The organism is Streptomyces sp. NBC_00885 (genome assembly GCF_045207475.1).
GTDB lineage: Bacteria > Actinomycetota > Actinomycetes > Streptomycetales > Streptomycetaceae > Streptomyces.
This window is the reverse complement of record NZ_CP108796.1, coordinates 1,450,250-1,473,870: the sequence shown is the minus strand read 5'-3', so window position 1 is coordinate 1,473,870 and position 23,621 is coordinate 1,450,250. Positions and strand designations below refer to the sequence as shown.

Sequence of the window (23,621 nt, the reverse complement as noted above, 5' to 3'; positions counted from 1 at the left end):
ACGTCGTGTCAGTTGGCGCGTGAGCCCCTGGTGTTCTGGCGGACGGAGCGGCACGCTCGCGCTGTGGATGCGACGACTGATGGGACGAACCTGCAACTGCGGCTGAGACGGCGGGTGGAGTGGGTGCCCGTCGCCGCGCTCGTGCTGCTCGTCGTGTGGGGCATCGCCGTGGCGGCGATCGTCGAAGGGCCCAACGGCACCGCGGGCGGGATCGCCCTGTCGGTGCTCGGCGTGCCCATCGCCCTCATCGCGGTCAGCTGCGCCGCGCATCTCGTGCGACCGCTCGGGCTGACGGTCGACGCCGACGGGCTGACCGTACGGCTGCCGGCCTGGCCCGCCAGAACCGTGCCCTGGTCCGCGGTCCGGGGGGTGAGCGCCTCCTCCCGCTACGTCTTCGTCGACTGCGAGGCTCCCGTCGGGAAGCTCCCGCGCACCTGCCGACTGCGGGCCGCGCACCGCAGGCTCGGCCCCGAGCTGGAGCGTCCGGGTGGCGACGGGCTCTGTTTCGAGACGCAGGTCTTCGATGTCGATCCGGCCGAACTGCTGGACGCCATCAGGCAGTACGCGCCGACAGGGATCACCATCACCGATGAAACGCCGCGGTAGACGGGTGTCCGCGTACGACAATGGAGCAATGACGAGGCCCGAAGAGCGCGAGCCCGGTCCGGGGGAGCCCGGTCCGAGCGTGGCCGGTCCGGGCGTGCCCGATGTCTTCGACCCGCGGATCTACGCCGCCGGTCTGCCGCACGCCGCCTTCCGCGAGCTCCGCGACCGTCACCCCGTCGCCTGGCAGCAGGAGTACGAAGTCCTCGGCTGGCCCGCGGGCCCCGGCTTCTGGGCCGTCACCCGCCACGCCGACGTGGTCGGGGTCCTCAAGGACTCCGGGACCTTCTCCTCCCACCTCGGCGCCACCCAGATCCGCGACCCCGACCCGGCCGACCTGCCCTTCATCCGGCGCATGATGCTCAACCAGGACCCGCCGGACCACGGCCGCCTGCGACGGCTGGTGAGCCGTGCCTTCACCCCTGGACGGATCGACCGGTTCGGCGCGGCCGCGCGGGCCCGCGCCCGCCAACTGCTCACCGCCGCACGGGACAGCGGCCCCGCCTTCGACCTGGTCACCGCCGTCACCGACGACTACGCCCTGCTCAACCTCTCCGACCTGCTGGGTATCCCGGAGAGCGACCGCGGACTGCTGCTGAAGTGGACCGAGCGCGTCATCGCCTACCAGGACCCCGACGAGCCGCCGGTGCTCGGAGCAGACGGGCGTCCGGTCAATCCCCGCTCGCCGGCCATGCTCCAGGAGATGTTCGGCTACGCCCAGGAGCTCGCCGCGTACAAACGGAAGAACCCCGCCGACGACGTCATGACCTCGCTCGCGCAGTCGGAACTCTCCGGCGCGGAGCTGGAGATGTTCTTCTTCCTGCTGACGGTCGCGGGCAACGACACGGTGCGCAGCGCCGCCCCCGGTGGCTTTCTGACACTGGCCGAGCACCCGGACGAACAGCGCAGGCTTTGGGCGGGCGATGTGGACCTGGACCGAGCCGTCGACGAGCTGCTGCGCCGCCACCCGCCGGTCCTCAGCTTCCGCCGGACCGCGACTCGTGACGCCACGCTCGCCGGGCAGCACATCAGCGGCGGCGACAAGGTGGTCGTCTTCCACGCCTCGGCCAACTACGACGAGCGGGTCTTCGACCAGCCGTACGGGCTCGACCTAGGCCGTTCCCCGAATCCGCATGTCTCCTTCGGCGACGGCCCGCATGTCTGTCTCGGCGCCCACTTCGCCCGGCTCCAGCTGCGGATCCTGTACGGGGAAGCGATGGATCTGCTGCCGCCGATGGCGATGGCGGGCCAGCCGCGGCGGCTCGTCTCCAACTTCATCAATGGCGTGAAGTCGCTGCCGCTGACCGTCTAGGTTGCGGCGCGGTGGGAACTGCGCGCGGCGGGGAGGGCAGTCTGTGCCGTCCTCGTCACATCGGAGACCAGCTCGACCACATCGGCGCCGTATGCCTGGGAGTTGACGACCTTCAGCAGCAGACAGAAGGAATTGCCGCCGTGCTTGCGGGCGAGCTTCTCGTGCTGGCGCGCCAGATAGCGGGTGGCCGCCTGGTTGGTGATGGCGCGCTGGCCGCAGAAGAGAAAGACGGGCCGGGCGTCCTGGCCCGCGGTGAGCCGGGCGAGCAGGACGTACTCCGCGACACCCGGCTCCATGCGGTAGCGCTCCGGGCCGATCTGGAACGCGCCCTGGTCGGGGCCCGGCTCCGGATCGGTGTTGATCTTCACGCCGGGGAGCAGCGAGTGCAGATGCGCGGCCATCCGCCGGTTCGAGACCGGACCGCCGACGCAGAATTCCGTGCGCTCGCCGAAGCCCTGCTGGGCTATGTCGTGCCAGACGATCTGCGCGTTCGCCCCGCAGTCCTTGATCAGCGCGGAGAGTTCGAGCAGCGCGAAGACATCGAAGCGGTGTACGGAACCGTCCCTGCCGGCTTCGCGATTGACGACGAGCAGCGACTCGGAGTTCCCGGGCAGCCCGAAGAAGTCCTGCTTACGCCGGAGTCTGCGCCGCCACAGATAGGTACGGGCGAGCCAGCCGAGAGTGGCGCTGATGCCGGCGGCCAGCACGCCGAGCACGATGTTGCGTACGTCGTCAGTCATGGGCGCGCATGTTAGCGGTGTTTGCGGACCATTGTTCGATGCGGTCCTGACGGGGCAGTGGCGGTGAAGTTACAGTGCGCGGACGTATGTTGACTGGAGGTACGGATGCGTCGCTCAACCGCACGAAATGTGCAGGTTCTTACCGTTGCCGCGGCCGTGGTCTCGACCGTGGTCTCGATCGGAGCGGCAGCTCCGCCCCCGCACGCCCCACCGGCCGCGAGCCCGGTGAAGACGCCCGTCGCAGTGGGCTACGGCGGCGCGGTCGCGAGCGTCGACGCCGATGCCTCGGCGGCGGGCATCGAGGTGCTGCGGCGCGGCGGCAACGCGGTGGACGCGGCGGTGGCCACGGCGGCCGCCCTCGGCGTCACCGAGCCGTACTCCGCGGGCATAGGCGGTGGCGGCTTCTTCGTCTACTACGACGCCAAGTCCCGCACGGTCCACACCATCGACGGCCGCGAGACCGCCCCCCGCACCGCCGACGCCTCCCTCTTTGTGGAGAACGGCAAGCCGATCCCCTTCGAGGAGGGCATGACGAGCGGCCTCGGCGTCGGCACTCCCGGCACCCCGGCGACCTGGGAGTCGGCGCTCGACGCCTGGGGCAGCAGATCCCTGCGGACGCTGCTGAAGCCTGCCGAGCGGCTGGCGAAGGACGGCTTCACCGTCGACGCCACCTTCCGTGCCCAGACCCAGGCCAACGAGGCGAGATTCCGGGACTTCCCGGACACCTCGGAGCTCTTCCTGCCGGGCGGTGCGCTGCCGGTGGTCGGCTCGGTCTTCAAGAACCCCGACCTGGCGGCTACGTACAAGGAACTGGGCCGCAAGGGCGTCGGCGCGCTCTATCGCGGTGCCATCGCCGACGACATCGTCAGCACGGTCCGCACACCACCCGTGGCCGCGGGCACGACGCGCAAGGTACGCCCCGGCGATCTGACGGCGAAGGACCTGCGGTCGTACGAGACGATCCGGCGCGCGCCCACCAAGATCGCCTATCGCGGTCTGGACGTGTACGGCATGGCGCCGGCCTCCTCGGGCGGCACAAGCGTCGGCGAGGCACTCAACATCCTGGAGCGGAGCGACCTTTCCAAGGCCACGCAGGCGCAGTATCTGCACCGCTTCATCGAGGCGAGCCGGATCGCCTTCGCCGACCGCGGGCGCTGGGTCGGCGACCCGGCCTTCGAGGACGTGCCCGTGAAGGAGCTGCTGTCGCAGCGCTTCGCGGATTCCCGCGGCTGCCTGATCAAGGACGACGCGGTACTCACCAGCCCGCTGGCTCCGGGCGACCCGCGCAGGCCCGAGGCATGCGGTACGCCGGGAACGGCCGCCCCCACCACGTACGAGGGTGAGAACACCACCCATCTGACGGCCGCCGACAAGTGGGGCAACGTCGTCGCCTACACCCTGACGATCGAGTCGACCGGCGGCAGCGGCATCACCGTGCCGGGCCGCGGGTTCCTGCTCAACAACGAGCTGACCGACTTCTCCTTCGCCCCCGCGAACCCCGCGGTCCACGACCCGAATCTGCCGGGCCCGGGCAAGCGCCCCCGCTCGTCCATCTCACCGACGATCGTGCTCGAGAACGGCCGCCCGATCCTGGCCCTCGGCTCACCCGGCGGCGCGACGATCATCACGACGGTGCTGCAGACGCTGACGGGCCATCTGGACCGGGGTCTGCCACTGGTCGAGGCGATCGCCGCGCCGCGCGCGAGCCAGCGCAACCAGACGACCACGGAGCTGGAGCCCGCGCTGTGGAACAGCACGCTGCGCGCCGAACTGGAAGCCATCGGTCATGCCTTCCGGCAGAACCCGGAGATCGGCGCGGCCACAGGCATTCAGCGGCTGCCCGACGGGCGCTGGCTGGCGGCGGCTGAGAAGGTGCGCAGGGGCGGGGGTTCGGCGATGGTCGTCCATCCGTCCGGCGGCTGACGGGGCCTGGCGCGGCGAGCGCCTAGAGAGCGGTCAGGATCCGCGGGCCGTCGTCCGTGATCGCCACCGTGTGCTCGGCGTGGGAGGCACGGCTGCCGTCCGTCGTACGGATCGTCCAGCCGTCCCCCGCCGTGTGGTGCTCGTCCGTGCCGCCGCCGATCACCATCGGCTCGATCGCGAGCACCATGCCGTGACGCAGCGGCATGCCCCGGCCCGGGCGGCCCTCATTGGGTACGCCCGGGTCCTCGTGCATATGGCGGCCGATGCCATGGCCGCCGAAGCCGTCCGGGATGCCGAATCCCGCCGAGCGGCAGACCCGGCCGACCGCATGGGCGATGTCGCCGATGCGGTTGCCCACGACGGCCGCCGCGATACCCGCCTGCAGGGCCTCTTCGGCCGTGGCGATCAGGCGTGCGTCCTCGGGGCGGGCGCGGCCGACGGTGAAGCTGACGGCCGCGTCGCCGACCCAGCCGTCGAGGGTCGCACCGCAGTCGATGCTCACCAGGTCGCCGTCGCGCAGCCGGTAGTGGTCGGGGATGCCGTGCACGATCGCGTCGTTGACGGAGGCGCAGATGACGGCGGGGAAGGGGGTGGGCGCCCAGTTGGGGCGGTAGTCGAGGAAGGGCGAACCGGCTCCGGCTTCGGCGAGGACCGCGCGGGCGGCGCCGTCCAGCTCGCGCAGGCTGACGCCGACGGCCGCGGCTTCGCGGACCGAGGTGAGGGCCTGGGCCACGATGCGGCCCGCCTCGCGCATCGCGTCGATCGACGTATCGCTTTTGATCTCCATCATGCCAATTACTATACCGGTTCTTCCGGTATTGAAATACCGGCATTAGAGTAACGGCATGGTACGCACCCCTCTCACCCCCCAAGAGCGCGAACGCGGCGAGCGGCTCGGACAGTTGCTGCGGCGGGCGCGCGGTGACCGGAGCATGGTGGAGGTGGCGGCGGCGGCGGGGCTGTCCCCGGAGACCTTGCGCAAGATCGAGACGGGGCGCGCGCCGACTCCGGCGTTCTTCACGGTGGCGGCGGTGGCTGCGGTGCTGGGTCTGTCCATGGACGAGCTGGCGGTGAGCTGCGCGCCGACGCGCGCGGCGGCATGACGCCTGCGGCGGGCTTGTTCCCCACCCCGCCCCTTCCCGAACTGGGGGCAGGCCCCCAGACCCCCGTATGCGACCTTCGGCCGCATGTCCTCAAACGCCGGACGGGCTGAAATTTCCCGCCGGTAATACAGCCTCGCCGGCGTTTGAGGCGCGGGGTCTGGGGCGGAGCCCCAGTTCGGGAAGGGGCGGGGTGGGGAACAGCCCCCGGCAGGGCCCACGGCTTGCCGCCCGGCGTAGGCTCGCCGCGTGAATGCCGAGGACTTCGCCAGCGCCAGATACGCCAGCCTCACCACCTACCGCAAGGACGGGACAGGCGTCGCAACACCCGTCTGGTTCGCCGTGGACAGCGGTGAGCTGTTCGTATGGACCCGGTCCGACTCCTGGAAGGTCAAGCGGCTGCGCAACAACAGCCGCGTCGCAGTCACCGTCTGCGATGCGCGCGGCCGGATATCGGAGGGTGCGCCGAGCGCGGAGGGTACGGCGCGGCTGCTGGACGACGAGGGGACGGGCGCCATCCGCAAGCTGCTCTCCCGCAAGTACACCTGGCAGTTCTGGCTTGTCGACTGGCCGGCCACGGTCGTACGGCTCGGTAAGCGGCCGCACACCGGCATCGCGGTGACTATCTGAAAACACTGCGTGACAGCGTCGTAACACGCCTGCGGTCGAATGCCTGCGGACTGGAAGCTTCCAGACTGGAAGGTTCCATTCGACGGTGGGGCAGGGGCGGCAGCGATGGCGGTGTATCAACTTCCGGTCGAGACCGGCGTGTTCGCGCGATACCTCAAGGGGCTCGCGGCGCTCATCGACCCGGGCAGCGGCTGGTACGGAATCTTCTGGCAGCGTGATCCCGAGGGCATGCGAGCCTGTCTGGACGGGACCGAGATCCCGCCCTGGGACGTGGTGGAATCGCTGCTCCAGGACCTCGCGGGGGTGCGCGGCAGGCAGTTCGCGCAGGTGGAATCCGTACGCGCGCGCCAGCTCCACGCGGACTCGGCGGCGGCGCACGACCGGCTGCCAGGCGGCCGCGAGGCGCTGGAGGAGCGGCTGGAGCTGATGCTCCGGGAAGAGGTGTACGCGACGGGCCGCGCGGATGAGTTGCTGCGCCGCCTGGCGGGGGAGCCGGAGGGCAGCGCGGCGGCGGAACAGCTGGCAGGCGAACTGGAGTGGACGCGCGACGACTACGCCCGCGCGACGGCCCGGGTGAGCGAGCTGCGGGCCCGCCACACGGTGCTGTGCGGGGCCCCGGCGCGAGCGGCCGGGCCGGAGCACGGCGGGGAGCCGGAGGAGTGGTCGGGCTTCGCGGCGCGTGCGGCACATGAGCCGCCGGGTATCGAGGCCGACGGCCGGATGGACCTCCGGGAGCGAGGGGACTCGCAGCACGAGGCCGGTGCCCACGCCCCGGTACCGCAGCCGGGCGCGCCCGCAGGTCCTGCGTACGAGGCGAACAGCGCCGTGCCGCCGCAGCCGGGCGCGCCCGTGAGCCCCGCGTACGAAGCCCCCGCACCCGCCGGCGTACCCGCTCTGCCCGACGAGTGGTTCCGGCCCCAGCCCGCCGCGCCCCACGACGGCCCGCCCGCCCAGGCGGACCCGACAGCTCCGGCGGCTGCGCACCCCGCGGACCGCGCCGCCGGCAAGAAGAAGCGGCGCCCCCGCGGCGCCCGGTTCGCCGGGGTCGAGGGGAGCGGGGACGAGGTCGCCGCCGTGCCCGTGCTGCCCGTCGTCGGCGACACACCGCGCGGGGCACGGTTCGGTGGCGCGCCCACGGAGCAGCAGACGCCCACCGCGCCCGAGCCCCCTGCCGGGGCTCGGCAGGCTGCCCGTGACACCGTCGCCACGCTCGGGCGCCTGCGGGCCGAGGGTCGCAGCGGCGAGGCGCACGCCGTGCTCTGCGAGGCGGCGGCCCGGCCCGCCTCCTGGCTGCCCGTACTCGCCGCCGAGCTGCACCGCGCGGGTCTCGCCGCCGACTGGACCACCCTGCTGTGGGAGACCGCATCGCAGCCGGCTTTGAGGCTTGCGGCCGCCGCGGGCGCACTCGCCGCGGCCGGCCGCACCGACGACAGCCGACGGTTGCTCCGGCAGGGCGTGACCCGCCCCGCCGGCGACATCGCCGCGGCCGTGCTCGCCCTGGAGGACGAGGGCCGCGATCTTGAGGCGCGGGCTTTACTGACCGCGTTCGTCCAGCTCCACTCCGCCGAGGACGCCGTCAGGATCGCCGACCGCGACTCGCGCAGGCTGGTGCCGCAACTGCTCGACGCCGCACGCACGATCTCCACGTCGCATGAACGCGATCTTGTGCACGCGCTGCGCGTAGCGGGTCATCTCGGCGCCTGAACCGAGCCTGACTCGCGGCCCGAACCGCGGCCCGATCCCGTGCCTGGCCCCGTACCTTGCCCCGGGCCTGGTCCGCGGCTGATCACCACATCCCGGGCCGACGCCATTCGGTGTGGACCGCTCGGGTGTGAAACATGATCGACTCTGCCGGTTAACGACGATGGTCTTGCCCCAGTGTGTGACGGGGCTTACGTTCTCCTCCTACGCAAGTATCTACGTGCGTAGAGGGTCTCTGACCCCGCGTCGAAGGAGCAGCTCATGGCCAACGTCGTACGCGCCGCACTCGTCCAGGCGACCTGGACCGGCGACACCGAATCCATGATTGCCAAGCACGAGGAACACGCCCGTGAGGCGGCCCGCCAGGGCGCGAAAGTGATCGGTTTCCAGGAAGTGTTCAACGCTCCCTATTTCTGCCAGGTCCAGGAGCCCGAGCACTACCGCTGGGCCGAGCCCGTCCCGGACGGCCCCACCGTCCGCCGGATGCAGGAGCTCGCCCGCGAGACCGGCATGGTGATCGTGGTCCCGGTGTTCGAGGTCGAGGGCGCGGGCTTCTACTACAACACCGCCGCGGTTATCGACGCCGACGGCACTTACCTCGGTAAATACCGCAAGCACCACATTCCCCAGGTCAGGGGCTTCTGGGAGAAGTACTACTTCAAGCCGGGAAATCTGGGCTGGCCGGTCTTCGACACGGCGGTGGGCAGGGTAGGGGTGTACATCTGCTACGACCGGCACTTCCCGGAAGGATGGCGTCAACTGGGTCTGAACGGCGCCCAGTTGGTCTACAACCCGTCCGCGACCTCGCGCGGCCTCTCCGCCTACCTCTGGCAGCTGGAGCAGCCCGCGTCCGCCGTCGCGAACGAGTACTTCATCGCCGCGATCAACCGCGTCGGCCAGGAGGAGTACGGCGACAACGACTTCTACGGCACCAGCTATTTCGTCGACCCCCGGGGCCAGTTCGTCGGCGAGGTCGGCAGCGACAAGGAGGAGGAACTGCTCGTACGCGACCTCGACTTCGACCTGATCGATGTCGTACGCCAGCAGTGGGCCTTCTACCGCGATCGCCGCCCGGACGCGTACGAGGGGCTGGTGCAGCCGTGACCAGCCTGTACGACCGGCACCGGGCCGTCATCCCGGACTGGGTCGCCCTCTACTACAAGGAGCCGGTCGAGATCACGCACGGCGAGGGCCGCCATGTCTGGGACGCGGACGGCAATCGCTACCTCGACTTCTTCGGCGGCATCCTCACCACCATGACCGCCCACGCCCTGCCCGAGGTCACCAAGGCCGTCAGCGAGCAGGCCGGGCGGATCGTCCACTCGTCCACGCTGTATCTCAACCGCCCGATGGTCGAGCTCGCCGAGCGGATCGCGACCCTCTCCGGCATCCCCGACGCCCGGGTCTTCTTCACCACCTCGGGCACCGAGGCCAATGACACCGCCCTGCTGCTGGCGACCGGATACCGCCGGTCCAACCAGGTCCTGGCGATGCGCAACAGCTACCACGGCCGGTCCTTCTCGGCGGTCGGTATCACCGGCAACCGGGGCTGGTCGCCGACCAGTCTCTCCCCGCTGCAGACGCTGTACGTGCACGGCGGCGTCCGCACCCGCGGGCCCTACGCCCAGCTGTCCGACGCGCAGTTCATCGACGCCTGTGTCGCGGACCTGGAGGACATCCTCGGCCAGACCCGCGGCTCGGTCGCGGCGCTGATCGCCGAGCCCATCCAGGGCGTGGGCGGCTTCACATCCCCGCCCGACGGTCTGTACGCCGCGTTCCGTGAAGTCCTGAGCCGGCACGGCATCCTCTGGATCGCCGACGAGGTGCAGACCGGCTGGGGCCGCACCGGCGAGCACTTCTGGGGCTGGCAGGCGCACGCCGACAGCGGGCCGCCCGACATGCTCACCTTCGCCAAGGGAATCGGCAACGGCATGTCGATCGGCGGAGTCGTCGCATCCGCCGAGGTCATGAACTCCCTGGACGCCAACTCCATTTCGACCTTCGGCGGCTCCCCGATCACCATGGCGGCGGGCATCGCCAATCTCTCGTATCTGCTGGAGCACGACCTCCAGGGCAACGCACGCCGAGTCGGCGGTCTGCTGATCGAGCGGCTGCGAGCCATCGGGGCGGGCATCGCCGCCGTACGCGAAGTACGCGGCCGCGGCCTGATGATCGGCATCGAGCTGGTCAAGCCCGGCACCGACGAGGCGAATCCACAGGCGGCATCGGCCGTCCTGGAAGCCGCACGCGAGGGCGGCCTGCTGATCGGCAAGGGCGGCGGCCACAACACCAGCGTCCTGCGGATCGCCCCGCCGCTCTCGCTGACCGTCTCCGAGGCGGAAGAGGGCGCCGAAATCCTCGAACAGGCTCTGCACAACGTGTAGTCGACCGTACGCACGAGAGGGAGCGCACCACCCATGAGCAGCACCCGCACCCTGATCCGCGGCGGCCTGGTCGTCACCGCCGCGGACGAGATCCACGCCGACGTACTGATCGAGGACGGCCGGATCGCCGCTCTCGCAGCGCACGCCTCCGCCGTGGCCGAAGGCTGGACCGCCGACCGCATCATCGACGCGACCAACAAGTACGTCATCCCGGGCGGCGTCGACGCGCACACGCACATGGAGCTGCCGTTCGGCGGGACATCCGCCTCCGACACCTTCGAGACCGGCACCCGGGCAGCCGCCTGGGGCGGCACGACCACCATCGTCGACTTCGCCGTGCAGTCGGTCGGCCATGCCCTGCGCGAAGGACTCGACGCCTGGTACGCCAAGGCCGACGGCAACTGCGCCATCGACTACGGCTTCCACATGATCCTCTCGGACGTGAACGAGTCCTCGCTGAAGGAGATGGACCACCTGGTGGCGGAGGGCATCACCTCCTTCAAGCTCTTCATGGCCTACCCGGGCGTCTTCTACAGCGACGACGGGCAGATCCTGCGGGCCATGCAGCGCTCCGCCACCAACGGCGGGCTGATCATGATGCACGCCGAGAACGGCATCGCGATCGACGTCCTGGTGGAACAGGCACTCGCCCAGGGCCGCACCGACCCTCGCTACCACGGCGAGGTGCGCCAAGTCCTGCTGGAGGCGGAGGCCACCCACCGCGCCATCCAGCTCGCCCGGGTCGCCGGCGCCCCGCTCTACGTCGTCCATGTGTCGGCCGACGAAGCCGTCGCCGAGCTCGCGGCCGCCCGCGACAAAGGGCTCAACGTCTTCGGCGAGACCTGCCCGCAGTACCTCTTCCTGTCCACCGACAATCTCGCCGAGCCGGATTTCGAGGGCGCCAAGTACGTCTGCTCCACGCCCCTGCGGCCGCGCGAGCACCAGGCGGCACTCTGGAGGGGACTGCGGACGAACGACCTCCAGGTCGTCTCCACCGACCACTGCCCGTTCTGCTTCAGCGGCCAGAAGGAGCTGGGCCGCGGGGACTTCTCCAAGATCCCCAACGGGCTGCCGGGCGTGGAGAACCGGATGGACCTGCTGCACCAGGCCGTCCTGGACGGGCACATCACCCGCCGGCGCTGGATCGAGATCGCCTGCGCCACACCGGCCCGGATGTTCGGCCTCTACCCCAAGAAGGGCACCATCGCCCCCGGCGCCGACGCCGATGTCGTCATCTACGACCCGCACGCCGAACAGACTCTCTCCGTCGAGACGCACCACATGAATGTCGACTACTCCGCCTACGAGGGCAAGCGGATCACCGGCCAGGTGGAGACCGTGCTCTCACGCGGCGAAGTGGTCATCGACCAGCGGGAGTTCACCGGCCGGGCGGGACACGGCCAGTACACCCCCCGAGGCACCTGTCAGTACCTGAACTAGGAGCTCCACCTCATGGATTTCGGACTTGTCCTGCAGACCGACCCGCCGGCCTCGGCGGTCGTGTCGCTCATGCAGCGCGCGGAACGCAACGGTTTCCGCTACGGCTGGACCTTCGACTCGGCGGTGCTCTGGCAGGAGCCCTTCGTCATCTACAGCCAGATCCTGGAACACACGCAGGAGATGCACGTCGGACCGATGGTGACCAACCCGGGGACCAGGACCTGGGAGGTCACCGCCTCCACCTTCGCGACGCTGAACGACATGTTCGGCAACCGCACGGTGTGCGGCATCGGGCGAGGGGACTCGGCGATGCGCGTCGCGGGCCGCAAGCCCAACACCCTGGCCCGGCTCGGCGAGGCGATGGGCGTCATCCGGGACCTCGCCGAGGGCCGCGAGGCCGAGGTCGACGGCCAGCCGCTGCAACTGCCGTGGGTGCGAGACGGGAAGCTGCCGGTGTGGATGGCGGCATACGGGCCGAAGGCGCTGGCGCTCACGGGCCAGAAGGCCGACGGTTTCATCCTCCAGCTCGCCGACCCGTATCTGACCGCGTCGATGGTCACCGCCGTACGCACGGCCGCCTCCGACGCCGGACGCGACCCGGCATCCCTCACCATCTGCGTCGCCGCGCCCGCCTATGTCAGTGACGACCTGGCGCACGCCCGCGAACAGTGCCGGTGGTTCGGCGGGATGGTCGGCAACCATGTCGCCGATCTGGTCTCCCGTTACGGCGAGCACTCCGACCTGGTTCCCGAGGCCCTCACCGCGTACATCAAGGCGCGCGAGGGCTACGACTACAGCCACCACGGCCGCGCCGGGAACCCGTCGACGGACTTCGTACCGGACGACATCGTCGACCGCTTCTGTCTGCTCGGCCCGGCCGAGGCGCACATCGAGAAGCTGAAGTCGCTGCGCGAACTGGGCGTGGACCAGTTCGCCGTCTACAACATGCACGACGCGAAGGAAGCGACCATCGACGCGTACGGCTCCGAGATCATCCCGGCACTCAACGGCTGAAGGGCGAGCCGCCAGTGACTGCGACCGTCCCCTCCGGAGAATCCATAATCGACCAGGACGGCCGCGTCGAGCTTGCGCCCGGCGCGGCACCCTGCGACAACCGCTTCGTCAATGACGATCTGCTGCCCGTACCGGTCGTGCAGCGCCGCTGGACGACGTACAACTTCGCGGCGCTGTGGGTCGGCATGGCCCACAACATCCCGTCCTGGCTGCTCGCCTCCGGACTCGTCACGCTCGGCATGGACTGGAAACAGGCGGTGTTCACCATCGCCCTGGCCAATCTGATCGTGCTGTTCCCGATGCTGCTGACCGGGCACGCGGGACCCAAGTACGGCATCCCCTTCCCCGTTCTCGCCCGGGCCTCCTTCGGCCTGCGCGGGGCGAATCTGCCCGCGCTGATCCGGGCGGGGGTGGCCTGCGCCTGGTTCGGCATCCAGACCTGGATCGGCGGCCAGGGCATCTTCGTCCTGCTCGGCAAGATCTTCGGCGGCTGGGCCGAGGCCGCGGAGGTCGGCGGGCAGCCGTGGACGCTGTGGGTGTGCTTCGTACTCTTCTGGGCGCTCGAACTGGCCATCATCTACCGGGGGATGGAGGCGCTGCGGCGGTTCGAGAACTGGGCGGCGCCCTTCGTCATCGTCGGCGCGCTGGTGCTGCTGGTGTGGATCGCCACGAAGGCGGGCGGACTCGGCCCGCTGCTCGACCAGCCGTCCAAGCTGGGCTGGGGCCCGGACTTCTGGACGGTCTTCTTCCCCTCCCTGATGGGGATGATCGCCTTCTGGTCGACCCTCTCCCTGAACATCCCCGACTTCACCCGCTTCGGAGCCGGTCAACGGGCCCAGATCTGGGGCCAGTCGCTCGGACTGCCGACCACCATGACGCTCTTCGCCCTGCTGTCGGTCTTCGTCACCTCCGGCTCGCAGGCCGTGTACGGAGCGGCCGTCTGGGACCCCGTCCAGCTCGCCGCCAAGACCGACAATGTCTTCGGGCTGCTCTTCGCCCTGGTGACCGTGCTGGTCGCGACGATCTCGGTGAACATCGCCGCGAACGTCGTCTCACCGGCGTACGACCTGGCGAACCTCGCGCCGAAACTGATCAACTTCCGTAGGGGAGCGCTGATCGCGGGCGTCGTCGGGGTGCTGATCATGCCGTGGAAGCTCACCGAGACACCCGAGCTCTACATCTTCACCTGGCTCGGTCTGGTCGGCGGGCTGCTCGGCACGGTCGCGGGCATCCTCATCGCCGACTACTGGGTCGTCCGCCGGACCGTGCTCGACCTGCCCGGTCTCTACACCCCCGGCGGCCGCTACTGGTACGCCTCCGGCTGGAATCCTCGCGCGGTCGCGGCCTTTGTGGTCGGCGGGGTGCTGGCGGTGGGCGGATCGCACTCCGCGCCAGGCAAGGGGCCCTTCCCCGAGGACGGCCTCATCCCGTTCCTGAAGCCGCTCGCCGACTACGGCTGGGCGGTGGGGCTGGGGGCCTCGCTCGTGCTCTACATGGTGCTGATGCTGCCGGAGCGGGCCCGGCTGACCGCAAGCTGAACGGCGCGCATGCGGTGGCGCGAGCGAGCACATTCGGTGCCCGCTCGCGCCACGCGCCGATTCAGCGGCTCTGCCGCTGGGACTCCACGATCTTGCGGATCGTGGGCTCGGCCCCCGACCGCCGCTGGACCCGTTCGGCGAAGCCCGGGAACTGGCCTGCGATCGCGCTGAGGATCTTCAACTCCAGGGGCGCGACATTGATTTCGGCGACATCGCGCTCGATGGCCCGCACCACACCGTTCACGACCTGCCGCGGCGAGACCGTACGCACACCGGCGGGAGTCCCCGAGCCGGTCGCCGCGAACATCCCCAGGTCCCGTACGAAACCGGGCTGGACGACCGAGACGCCGACACCCGTGCCGTGCAGATCCTGGCGCAGGGCGAGCGAGAAGCCGCGCAGCGCGAACTTGGTTCCGCTGTACAGCGACGAGGACTTGGTCGCCGCCTTGCCCGAGAGCGAGCCGACGAAGGCTATGTGGCCCCGGCCCGCCTCGACCATGGCGGGGGCGAGCAGCCGCGCCAGGAGCGCGGGAGCGCGGAAGTTGACCGCGATGGCGCGGTCGATCTGCTCCGGCGTGTAGTCCAGCAACTCACCGCTGGAGGGCAGTGCGGCGTTGGCGAGCAGGATGTCCGTACCGGCGGCCTCGTCCGCGAGCCGCCGTACATCGTCGTCGTCCGCGAGGTCGGCGAGGATCGTGCGCGCCCCATAGCGGTCGGCGAGCGGCTCCAGGGCCTCGCGGCGGCGGCCGCTCAGCACCAACTTCGCGCCCTTGGCGGACAGTTCGGCGGCGAGTGCGCCGCCGATGCCGCCGGTGACCCCGGTCAGCAGAACGGTTGCTCCGGTGATGCGCATCTGGTTACCCTCCAGTTCTGTTCGTTCGAACGAACAATAGGGAGGCGGGGCGGTCGTGTCCACAGACGAATTCGGCGGACTGGCAGAACACACAAGGGTGTTGAGGGGCGGTCACACCTCCTCGGAGGAGCTCGTGTCAGACGCGCTCCAGCGCATCGAGGCCAGCCAGTCCACCATCAACGCCTTCCGCTGGACACGCGGCGAACGGGCCGTGGACGAAGCCAGGGACGCCGACCGGCGGCTCGCGGCGGGGGAGCGGCTGCCGCTGCTCGGTGTGCCCGTCGCCGTCAAGGACGACACCGATGTGGCCGGGCTGCCGACCCTCTTCGGCTGCTCCGGCGAACTCGCCCCGGCCGAGCGGGACGGAGAGGCGGTACGCCGGCTCCGCGCGGCCGGCGCCGTCATCGTCGGCAAGACCAACTCCTGCGAACTCGGGCAGTGGCCGTTCACCGAGGGCCCCGCCTTCGGCGCCACCCGCAACCCCTGGTCCACCGAACACACCCCCGGAGGCTCCTCCGGCGGCTCCGCGGCAGCGGTCGCCGCCGGGCTCGTGCCCGCGGCCCTCGGCTCCGACGGCGCGGGCTCGGTCCGTATCCCGGCCGCCTGGTCCCACCTCGTCGGCATCAAACCGCAGCGCGGACGCGTCTCCCTCCACCCCTACGCGGACGCCTTCCAGGGCCTCGCCGTCAACGGCCCGCTCGCCCGCACCGTCGCCGACGCCGCCCTGCTGCTCGACGTGGTGCAGGGCCCGCATGCCGAAGACCTGCACCAGCCGGCCGCGATCGACGCCTCGGCCGCGGCCCGCCGCGACCCGGGCCGACTGCGCATAGCCCTCGCCTGGCGGCCCCCGCTCACCCTCACCCGCAGCATGCCGCACCCCGAAGTACGCCGCGGCGTCACCGCACTTGCCGAAGCACTCGCCCGGCTCGGCCACCATGTCGAGGAAGCCCGGCCGCGCTACGGGCTGATCGGCCTCGCCTTCGTGCCGCGCGCCACCGCGGGCATCGCCGAGGTCGCCGCCCTCCACCCCGAGCCCGCACTCCTCGACCCCCGCACCCGCACCGCCATGCGGCACGGCCGGACACTCGGCGGGCGCGTCGTGCGGGCCGCCCGCGCCCGCGAAGTCCGCCAGCACCGGCGGATCGGCGCGATCTTCGACTCGTCCGGGTTCGATGTAGTCCTCACGCCGACGACCGCGGCCCCGCCCCCGCGCATCGGCACCTTCGACGGCCTCAGCGCCTGGCGCACCGACGCGACCATGGCCGCCGCGTGCCCGTACGCCTGGCCGTGGAACGTCCTCGGCTGGCCCGGCGTCAACGTCCCCGCCGGTCTCACGGCCGACGGACTGCCCTTCGGCGCCCAACTGCTCGGCCCCGCAGGCAGCGAGGAGCGGCTGATCTCGCTGGCCGCCCAACTGGAGGCCGACCTGCGCTGGTACGAGAAGCGCCCGCCCGCCCCGCTGATCCCCGGGAGCGTGCCGGTGGAACAATGACCGCCATGTCCAGCCCCGCCCGCTCCGCCCCCACCCGGCAGCGCATCATCACCGCCGTCCTGCACATCATCGGCAAGGACGGGGTCGCGGCGGTCACCAACCGGCGGATCGCCAAGGAGGCCGGGGTCTCGCTCGGCTCGGTCACGTACCACTTCGAGACCCAGCACGAGCTGCTGCGCGAGAGCCTGCTGCACTTCGTACGCGAGGAGACCCGGCGCTTCACCGAACTCGCCGACCAGTGCCAGAGCGACGGCGTCGACATCGACGGCGCGGCCGCCCTGGCGGGCCAAGTGGCCGGCGGCACCGCCTTCGACAGCGAGCACATCGCGCCCTTCGAGCTGTACGTCGAGGCCGGGCGTGACGAACGGCTGCGGGAGGCCGCGGCGGAGGCCTTCGCGGCGTACGACCGGCTGGCGACGCAGATCCTCACCGGCCTCGGCGTCCCGGACGCGGAACACCTCGCCGCGACGACGGTCGCGCTGGTGATGGGCCTCCAACTCCGCCGCCTGGCGACGGGAGGCCCGGCGCAGGACCTGGTCGACGCGCTGCTGCTGCTGGCGCGGGGGGCGGTGGCGAGGTAGGCGGCGCGGTGCGGGCGGCGCCGCCTGCGGCGGGCCTGTTCCCCTACCCGCCCCTTCCCGAACTGGGGGCAAGCCCCCAGACCCCCGTATGCGACCTTCGGCCGCATGTCCTCAAACGCCGGACGGGCTGAATGTGCGGCCCTGCCGCACTATCCAGCCCCGCCGGCGTTTGAGGCGCGGGGTCTGGGGCGGAGCCCCAGTTACGGGAAGGGGCGGGGTGGGGAAAACCACCCGGCGGGACCCGGTCAGCCCGCGGTCAGGACCAGGTCCACGACCGGCCGGTACTCGCTCTCCGCGGCCTCGTCCAGGCTCTCGTGCGTCGCGATACGGAAGATCAGCGCGCGGACGAGGAGTTGACGCCAGTCCGGCAGATGCGACCAGCGCTCCAGCAGCGCCGCGTCGGCCGCGGACCAGCACAGCGCGTCGACGGCGACGATCGCCGAGGCCCAGGCCGCCGGGCGCCAGTACGGCGGCCAGTCGGTGATGGCGGGCGGCAGGCCGGGTTCGAAGAGGACGGTGCCCAGAAGATCACCATGGACGATCTGGGCGGGTGCCTCGACCGGGCCGCGGGCGGCCAACAGCGGCTTGAGCAACGGGAAGTCCGGGACCTCATCGGTCTCCTGCCAGGCCAGCCGGTCCGCCCGGGACCACGGGTCGTCCCGTACGGCGAGGAAGCGCGGACGGGGCAGGTCGCTGAGCGCCGCGTGGAACGCCTCGCCCGCCCGGATGACGTCGTCGGCGCGGTGCGGATCGGCGGATCCGCCGGTCAGCCGCCAGGCCTCCCAGCCGTGCGCCGCCCAGCCCCCGTCCGCCGCCGGGACGGGGCAGGCCACCCGGAAGCCGGGGGCCTTCGGGAGATGGTGCAGCACGCCGGCGCGCCATACCGTCTCGGGCTCCGAGACGGCGGGCTTCAGCAACAGCGGTCCTGAACGCCAGGCGGAACCCTGGCCACCGGGGAGCGGGACGGGTGCTTCGGATGCCCCGAAAGCCGTGAGTACACGAGCGGACGGTGCGGGGGACTGGGTCATGGCCGGGAAGCGTAGGCGGCTGGCTTGCATGGCTGCCGAACTTTCCCTTCGTACTCGATGAACTCGAGGTGCTCGGTGACGCCCCGTCAGTTCAGTAGGGATGCCGGTCGGGCTTGGTGCTCCATGCCTCGTATGCCTTCGCGCCCATCTCGGGATGGATCTGCTCGATCTGGATCCTGCGTTCGTCGAGGGGCTTCATGAAGTCCTCGTACTGGAAGGCGTCATCGAATCCGATCTCACGAGTGGCCTTCAGGTCGCAGCTGAAATAGACGTTGTCGATCCGCGACCAGTAGATGGCGCTCATGCACATCGGGCACGGGGCGCCGCTGATGTAGATCGTGCACCCCTTGAGCATCCGGGCTCTCTCCGGTACCGGGTCGGGGGATCCGGCCGGACGTTGCATGTATTCGAGCGTGCTCTCGTTCTGGTGCTCCTCCGATATGGAGGGCGCCTCGGGGTTGAGCCGCTGAACCGCTTTGCGGATGGTTTCCACTTCGGCGTGCGCAGTGGGGTCGCCGGTGAGGAGTACGCGATTCTGCCCGCGGGCGACGATTTCGCCGTCACGGGTGATGACCGCGCCGAAAGGGCCACCCCATCCCTCTTCCACGGACTCGGTGGCCAGGCGTATCGCCTCCGACAGAAACTCCTTGTGCCCCATGTCGAACCTCCGCTTCACCACACACCGAGTTACAATTCCCCCATTTGTCCGATAACTCCCCTACGTAGTAGGCTACTCCGTATGGGTGTTACTGCAAGCCGTGTCCCGGGTCACGACGGTGCCACCGTCGTGACCTCCCAGAAAGTCCGGGAGGGCCGGGTTGACGCCTATAAGCGCTGGCAGGAGAAGACCAACCACGTGGCCGAGGGCTTTGACGGCTTCGAGGGCGCGGAGCTGTATCCGCCGGACTCCGGCGAGGAGAACGAGTGGGTGGTGGTCTTCCGGTTCTCCCGTGTCGACCAGCTGACCGCATGGCTGGACTCCGGTGCTCGCCGCAGGCTCCTGGACGAGGCGCAACTGCTGTTCGACGGCACCCCGACCCAGGAGGTACTGGCCGGCGGAGCGCCCGCCCCTCAGGAGCCGTCGGCTGTCACGGCGGTCATCTCCCATTCCGTACGGCCGGGGAAAGAACGCGACTTCATGCGCTGGCAGGACAAGGTCCTGAAGGCGCAGGAAAAGCATCCCGGTTTCATGGGGACCGAGTTGTTCGAGCCGGTGGAGGGGATCCAGGACAACTGGGTGGTTGTTTTCCGCTACGACACTCGTGACAACCTCGACGAATGGCTCGCCTCTGCCGAACGCGAAAAGCTGCTGCACGAGGGGCGCGAGTACTTCTCCTCGTACGACGTACGCAAGATCGGGTCGGCGTTCAGCGGCTGGTTCCGCTTCGGGGAGGGCGACGAGGAAGGGATTCCGTCCAACTGGAAACAGGCCATGTCCGTCGTCCTGGCGCTCTATCCGACGGTGATGGTTCTGAATCTGACGGTGGGAAAGGAATTCGACGACTGGGGCATTCCCGGGTATCTGAGCCTGTTCATCTCCAATGTGCTGAGTGTCTCCATCCTGACCTGGGTGCTGATGCCGCTGGTCAACAGAGCTCTCGCGTTCTGGCTGCTGCCGAGCCGGGCACGTTCCGCGCGTACGCATGTGGGGGGTGCGTTGGTCGTGATGCTGTGCTGGGCGGTCTTCATCCTGGTATTCGGCCTGACCACTGACTGACTGAGGACCGACTGACGACGGACTGACGACTGGTCAACCAATGGGGTCATCGTGGGCGGACAGACACAGGCGCGGCGTATCGAGGGAGACATCGTCCGGCGGGGCGATGCCGGATACGAGAGCGCCCGGCAGGGTGTCCTGTGGAACGGGCTCAAGCCCGACCGGTTCCCCGAGTTGATCGTCCGGGTCGCCTCGCAGCGCGATGTCGCGGAAGCCGTGGCACTCGCCCGCTCCGAGGGTCTGCGCATCGCCGTACGGGCGGGCGGGCACAGCTGGTGCGGCTCGCCACTGCGCGACGGGGGCATGCTCATCGACCTCGCCGCACTCGACCGGATCCACATCGACCCGAACTCGGCCACGGCGACCGTCCAGCCCGCCGTCACCGGTGGCGCACTCGCCTCCGAACTCTCCCGGCACGGCCTGGCCTTCCCCACCGGGCACTGCGGATCCGTCGCCCTCGGCGGGTACCTACTCAGCGGCGGTCTCGGCTGGAACTCCGGCGCGCTGGGGCCGGCTTGCGCGAGTGTGCGGCAGATAGAAGCCGTCACCGCCGCCGGTGAGGTCGTCCAGTGCGACGCGAAGGAGAACTCCGACCTGTTCTGGGCGGCGCGCGGAGCCGGCCCCGGCTTCTTCGCGATTGTCACCGGCTTCCGCCTCGCCCTGTACCCGCTCCCGAAGGCGATCGTCACGACCACGTACGCCTTTGCGCTGGCGGACGTCGTACCCGTGACCCGCTGGGTCAGCGATGCCGTCACCGAACTCCCGCCGACCGTCGAACTGTCCTTCTTGATGGGCACCGCCGACCCGGTCATGTCGGCGGCCACGCCGAGGCCCAAGGTGGTCGTCGTCGCGGCCACCGCCTTCGCAGACAGTCAGGACGAGGCGATCCGCTCTCTCGGGCCGCTGCGTGCCTGCCCGCTCGACGACCGTGCCATATTCATCCAGGCCGACGAGCCGGCCTCCTTGGAGGCCCTGGACGAGTCCTCCGGGACCCTGTGGCCGGCGAGCTACCGCTGTGCCGTCGACACCCTGTGGTCGGACGCGGACTACGAAACCCTGCTGTCGAGGCTCGCCGCCGTGGTCGCCGCGGCACCCTCGGAGAAGTCCCTCGTACTCGCCCCCGTGTCACCGGTCTCACGGGACAAGGCGCTCCAGCACGAGATGGCCTTCTCGGTGCTCGGCGACAGTTATGTCGTCCCGTTCGCGATCTGGGACTCTCCGGCCCAGGACGACGCCAACACGCGCTGGCTGCGCGAAGCCATGCGAGTCGTCGAACCCCTCGGCACGGGCCATTACATCGCTGAAGCCGACCTCACGGCCGATCCCTCCCGCGCCCGGCGCTCCTTCAGCCCGTCCGACTGGGACCGCCTGGAACGGCTCAGGGCGCGCTACGACCCCGAGGACGTCTTCTTCTCCTATCTCGGGCGATGAACTGCGGAACGTGTTCGCGAAGTCACCTTCGGTGACAACAGGTCTCAGGCCGGAGGGCAGGCTCTGCGTGGTGGCCGGGGACCCGCGGGACCCGCGCGCCGCCGCGCTCTCCGCCGCGGCGAACCCGAGGGGAATGCAGGGTTACGCCGTGGGGCGCCGGGCGGACAGCGCGATGTCAGCGGGCCGTGCTTTGCTGGAGAAATGATCGATGACTTCTTGAACGGTGATCTTTCCGCAGTCGAGGAGGCGGTCCGCAAGGCGGCCGCCACCGAGATCACGCCGCGTTACCGCCAGCTCGCCGCGCACGAGATCGTCGAGAAGACCGGCCCGCACGACCTTGTGACGACGGCCGACCGCAATGCCGAGGAGCACCTCACCGCCTCGCTGACGGCGCTGCTGCCCGGCTCCGTCGTGGTGGGCGAGGAGGCCGTCCACGCGGACCCGTCGGTGTACGAGGCGCTGCAGGGCGACGCGCCCGTGTGGATCGTCGACCCGGTGGACGGCACGCGGCAGTTCGTCCGCGGCGAGCCCGGATTCTGCACGCTCGTCGCTCTCGCCCAGCACGGCGAGGTGCTCGCGTCCTGGACGTACGCGCCGGTCCTGGAGGAGATGGCGATCGCGATACGGGGCGGCGGGGCACGGCTCAACGGCACGCCGATACGGTCGGGTTCACCGACGCCGGGCGCGGTGCTGGAGATCGCGATGTCCCACCCGGACTACACCACCCCGGACCAGAAGCACGCCCTGCTGGGCCTGAACGCCGATGGCGTGCGCGCCCGCCCCTGTGGATCGGCGGGCCTGGAGTACCTGTCGGTTGCCCGGGGAGACCTGGACGCGGTGGCCTTCTCGTGGGAGAACGCATGGGACCACGCGGCGGGCCTGCTCCTGGTGACGGAGGCGGGCGGGGCGCAGATGACGGTGTCAGGGGAGCGGTTCCGTATCGGGGGAGGAAATGCGCTGCCGTTCACGGCGGCGAGGGATGGGGGGACGGCGGAGAGGGTGCGGGACCTGTTGCGCGGGTGAGGGGCTTGCCCGACCCCGCCCCTTCCTGCGGTGACATTCGCGGCTCCGGCCAACCAAGCCCGTCCGGCGTTTGAGGACCGGGGTCCGGGGCGGAGCCCCGGTTGCGGGATGGGGCGGGGAGGGGATAAAGCCCCGCGCAGCGGCCCCGACCCGCAACCTGCGGCAGGCCGCGCAACGAACCCTCAAGGCCCGCGCGACGCGGCTGGCCCGTGCCACGCGGCCGCCAGCACACCGGACCCCACCCCCGCGCCGCTAGGCCAGCCGCGACCTCGCCTCGGCCACCAGCGCGTCCGCCGACTCCACCGCCCCCGCGTCCAGGCCCCGCAGCGCCCTCGACACCCTCGACGCGAAGTCCTCCGGCGCCGCAGGCAAGGACGTCGCCGTCCTCAGCGCGCCCTTTTCGTTCAGGCACCACACCCTCGCGTGCGCGTGCAGCGACTGGACCAGGACGCCGAACGCCCTGCTCAGGCAAAGCGACACATGCAGCACATCCCCCGCGGCCACCGACTTCCGCGCCGCCGCGACCGAGAAGTCCGCCTCCCACGCCGCGTTGATCAGAGCGCGGCGCAGTGGCTCCGGGTAGCCGTGGGCCTGGGTGCGCAGTGACGTCAACTCGCCGTCCGTGTCGGCCAGTACGCGGCACAGCGCCACCTCGCCCGCGTACGCGGGCGACCAGAAGCCCAGAGGGTGGCCCGGCTGCATGCCCGTCTCGTACCGGCCCGCCCGGCAGTCCGCCCAGACCGCCTCGACGCGGTCGAGGTCGCGCAGGATCCAGTCCACCTGGACGCCGTCCACCGTCAGCCACGCGCCGCCGTTGACCCAGGGACCCCAGCCGCCGGGGCCCGCGATGTCCACCTGGGTGCCCGTCACCTCCGTGGCGAGGGCCGCCAGCGCCCCGGTATCGACCGCACCCCGGTAGTAGACGCCCAGGTCCCAGTCGGAGTCCGGGCGGTGCGTGCCCCGGGCGCGGCTGCCGCCCAGGGCCACCGCGCGTACCCCGCGTACCGCCATGAGCTGCTGCGACATCGCTTCGATCCGGGAAATCATCGCCGCGGAGCCTACCGCCGCCCCCGCTGTCCGTGCTCCGCAATATCCTGGGGACCTTGGCCAT

At 70.5% G+C, this 23,621-nt stretch carries 22 protein-coding genes; 16 read left to right on the top strand and 6 right to left on the bottom strand.

What is annotated here, in order from left to right:
- The first annotated feature begins 63 nt into the window (after positions 1-63).
- Together OHA61_RS06735 and OHA61_RS06730 are read left to right on the top strand one after the other, a co-directional pair.
- Positions 64-606: a PH domain-containing protein gene (locus OHA61_RS06735; protein ID WP_406302219.1), complete on the top strand. Its 543-nt coding sequence runs from the start codon at positions 64-66 to the stop codon at positions 604-606.
- Between the two features lie 28 nt (positions 607-634).
- Positions 635-1,915 (top strand): cytochrome P450, encoded by a 1,281-nt coding sequence (locus OHA61_RS06730; protein WP_406302218.1) that lies wholly within the window; start codon positions 635-637, stop codon positions 1,913-1,915.
- Here the strand turns inward: OHA61_RS06730 and OHA61_RS06725 are convergent.
- Positions 1,912-2,655, bottom strand: coding sequence for a hypothetical protein (locus tag OHA61_RS06725; RefSeq protein ID WP_406302217.1), 744 nt, complete (start codon positions 2,653-2,655; stop codon positions 1,912-1,914). The genes OHA61_RS06730 and OHA61_RS06725 overlap by 4 nt on opposite strands.
- Before the next feature lie 105 nt (positions 2,656-2,760).
- Between OHA61_RS06725 and ggt the strand changes: the two genes are divergently transcribed.
- Entirely contained in the window at positions 2,761-4,578 is a 1,818-nt protein-coding gene (gene ggt, locus OHA61_RS06720; RefSeq protein WP_406302216.1) for a gamma-glutamyltransferase, read from the top strand.
- A 22-nt stretch (positions 4,579-4,600) separates the two neighbouring features.
- Here the strand turns inward: ggt and map are convergent, their stop codons facing one another.
- Positions 4,601-5,368 (bottom strand): type I methionyl aminopeptidase, encoded by a 768-nt coding sequence (map, locus tag OHA61_RS06715; RefSeq protein WP_406302214.1) that lies wholly within the window; start codon positions 5,366-5,368, stop codon positions 4,601-4,603.
- 55 nt (positions 5,369-5,423) lie between these two features.
- On the opposite strand from map, the gene OHA61_RS06710 reads away from it, so the two are divergent.
- The 8 genes from OHA61_RS06710 (at position 5,424) to OHA61_RS06675 (ending at position 14,385) form a co-directional block, all read left to right on the top strand.
- On the top strand, positions 5,424-5,681 hold the full coding sequence (locus OHA61_RS06710) for a helix-turn-helix domain-containing protein (RefSeq protein ID WP_406302213.1): 258 nt from the start codon (positions 5,424-5,426) through the stop codon (positions 5,679-5,681).
- A gap of 246 nt (positions 5,682-5,927) precedes the next feature.
- Positions 5,928-6,308 carry a PPOX class F420-dependent oxidoreductase gene (locus OHA61_RS06705; protein ID WP_406302212.1) on the top strand — a complete coding sequence of 127 codons (381 nt, stop codon included), beginning with the start codon at positions 5,928-5,930 and terminating at the stop codon, positions 6,306-6,308.
- 105 nt (positions 6,309-6,413) lie between these two features.
- On the top strand, positions 6,414-8,012 hold the full coding sequence (locus OHA61_RS06700; protein WP_406302211.1) for a hypothetical protein: 1,599 nt from the start codon (positions 6,414-6,416) through the stop codon (positions 8,010-8,012).
- A 258-nt stretch (positions 8,013-8,270) separates the two neighbouring features.
- Positions 8,271-9,113, top strand: coding sequence for a nitrilase-related carbon-nitrogen hydrolase (locus OHA61_RS06695; protein ID WP_361917937.1), 843 nt, complete (start codon positions 8,271-8,273; stop codon positions 9,111-9,113).
- Entirely contained in the window at positions 9,110-10,393 is a 1,284-nt protein-coding gene (locus tag OHA61_RS06690) for an aspartate aminotransferase family protein (protein WP_406302210.1), read from the top strand. The genes OHA61_RS06695 and OHA61_RS06690 overlap by 4 nt, the downstream gene beginning before the upstream one ends.
- Before the next feature lie 33 nt (positions 10,394-10,426).
- Entirely contained in the window at positions 10,427-11,833 is a 1,407-nt protein-coding gene (hydA, locus tag OHA61_RS06685) for a dihydropyrimidinase (protein WP_389373329.1), read from the top strand.
- A 12-nt stretch (positions 11,834-11,845) separates the two neighbouring features.
- Positions 11,846-12,847 carry a TIGR03842 family LLM class F420-dependent oxidoreductase gene (locus tag OHA61_RS06680; RefSeq protein ID WP_406302209.1) on the top strand — a complete coding sequence of 334 codons (1,002 nt, stop codon included), beginning with the start codon at positions 11,846-11,848 and terminating at the stop codon, positions 12,845-12,847.
- Between the two features lie 14 nt (positions 12,848-12,861).
- The gene (locus OHA61_RS06675) at positions 12,862-14,385 is read left to right on the top strand and encodes an NCS1 family nucleobase:cation symporter-1 (protein WP_406302208.1); all 1,524 of its coding nucleotides are present in this window, start codon (positions 12,862-12,864) and stop codon (positions 14,383-14,385) included.
- 61 nt (positions 14,386-14,446) lie between these two features.
- Here the strand turns inward: OHA61_RS06675 and OHA61_RS06670 are convergent, their stop codons facing one another.
- Entirely contained in the window at positions 14,447-15,238 is a 792-nt protein-coding gene (locus tag OHA61_RS06670; protein ID WP_324979980.1) for an SDR family NAD(P)-dependent oxidoreductase, read from the bottom strand.
- A gap of 55 nt (positions 15,239-15,293) precedes the next feature.
- Between OHA61_RS06670 and OHA61_RS06665 the strand changes: the two genes are divergently transcribed.
- A complete protein-coding gene (locus tag OHA61_RS06665; RefSeq protein WP_406302207.1) occupies positions 15,294-16,730 on the top strand; it encodes an amidase in 1,437 nt (478 codons plus the stop codon).
- 5 nt (positions 16,731-16,735) lie between these two features.
- A complete protein-coding gene (locus OHA61_RS06660; protein WP_406302206.1) occupies positions 16,736-17,311 on the top strand; it encodes a TetR/AcrR family transcriptional regulator in 576 nt (191 codons plus the stop codon).
- 245 nt (positions 17,312-17,556) lie between these two features.
- Here the strand turns inward: OHA61_RS06660 and OHA61_RS06655 are convergent, their stop codons facing one another.
- The gene (locus OHA61_RS06655; RefSeq protein ID WP_406302205.1) at positions 17,557-18,339 is read right to left on the bottom strand and encodes a TIGR02569 family protein; all 783 of its coding nucleotides are present in this window, start codon (positions 18,337-18,339) and stop codon (positions 17,557-17,559) included.
- Between the two features lie 91 nt (positions 18,340-18,430).
- Positions 18,431-18,997: a nucleoside deaminase gene (locus OHA61_RS06650; RefSeq protein WP_406302204.1), complete on the bottom strand. Its 567-nt coding sequence runs from the start codon at positions 18,995-18,997 to the stop codon at positions 18,431-18,433.
- A 129-nt stretch (positions 18,998-19,126) separates the two neighbouring features.
- On the opposite strand from OHA61_RS06650, the gene OHA61_RS06645 reads away from it, so the two are divergent.
- The 3 genes from OHA61_RS06645 (at position 19,127) to OHA61_RS06635 (ending at position 22,510) form a co-directional block, all read left to right on the top strand.
- Positions 19,127-20,056 carry an antibiotic biosynthesis monooxygenase gene (locus OHA61_RS06645; RefSeq protein WP_406302203.1) on the top strand — a complete coding sequence of 310 codons (930 nt, stop codon included), beginning with the start codon at positions 19,127-19,129 and terminating at the stop codon, positions 20,054-20,056.
- A 51-nt stretch (positions 20,057-20,107) separates the two neighbouring features.
- Positions 20,108-21,487, top strand: a complete 1,380-nt coding sequence (locus tag OHA61_RS06640) for an FAD-binding oxidoreductase (RefSeq protein WP_406302202.1) — start codon at positions 20,108-20,110, stop codon at positions 21,485-21,487.
- 201 nt (positions 21,488-21,688) lie between these two features.
- Entirely contained in the window at positions 21,689-22,510 is an 822-nt protein-coding gene (locus OHA61_RS06635; RefSeq protein ID WP_406302201.1) for an inositol monophosphatase family protein, read from the top strand.
- A gap of 252 nt (positions 22,511-22,762) precedes the next feature.
- On the opposite strand, the gene OHA61_RS06630 is transcribed toward OHA61_RS06635, so the two are convergent.
- Entirely contained in the window at positions 22,763-23,557 is a 795-nt protein-coding gene (locus OHA61_RS06630) for a nucleotidyltransferase family protein (protein ID WP_406302200.1), read from the bottom strand.
- Positions 23,558-23,621 lie beyond the last annotated feature (64 nt).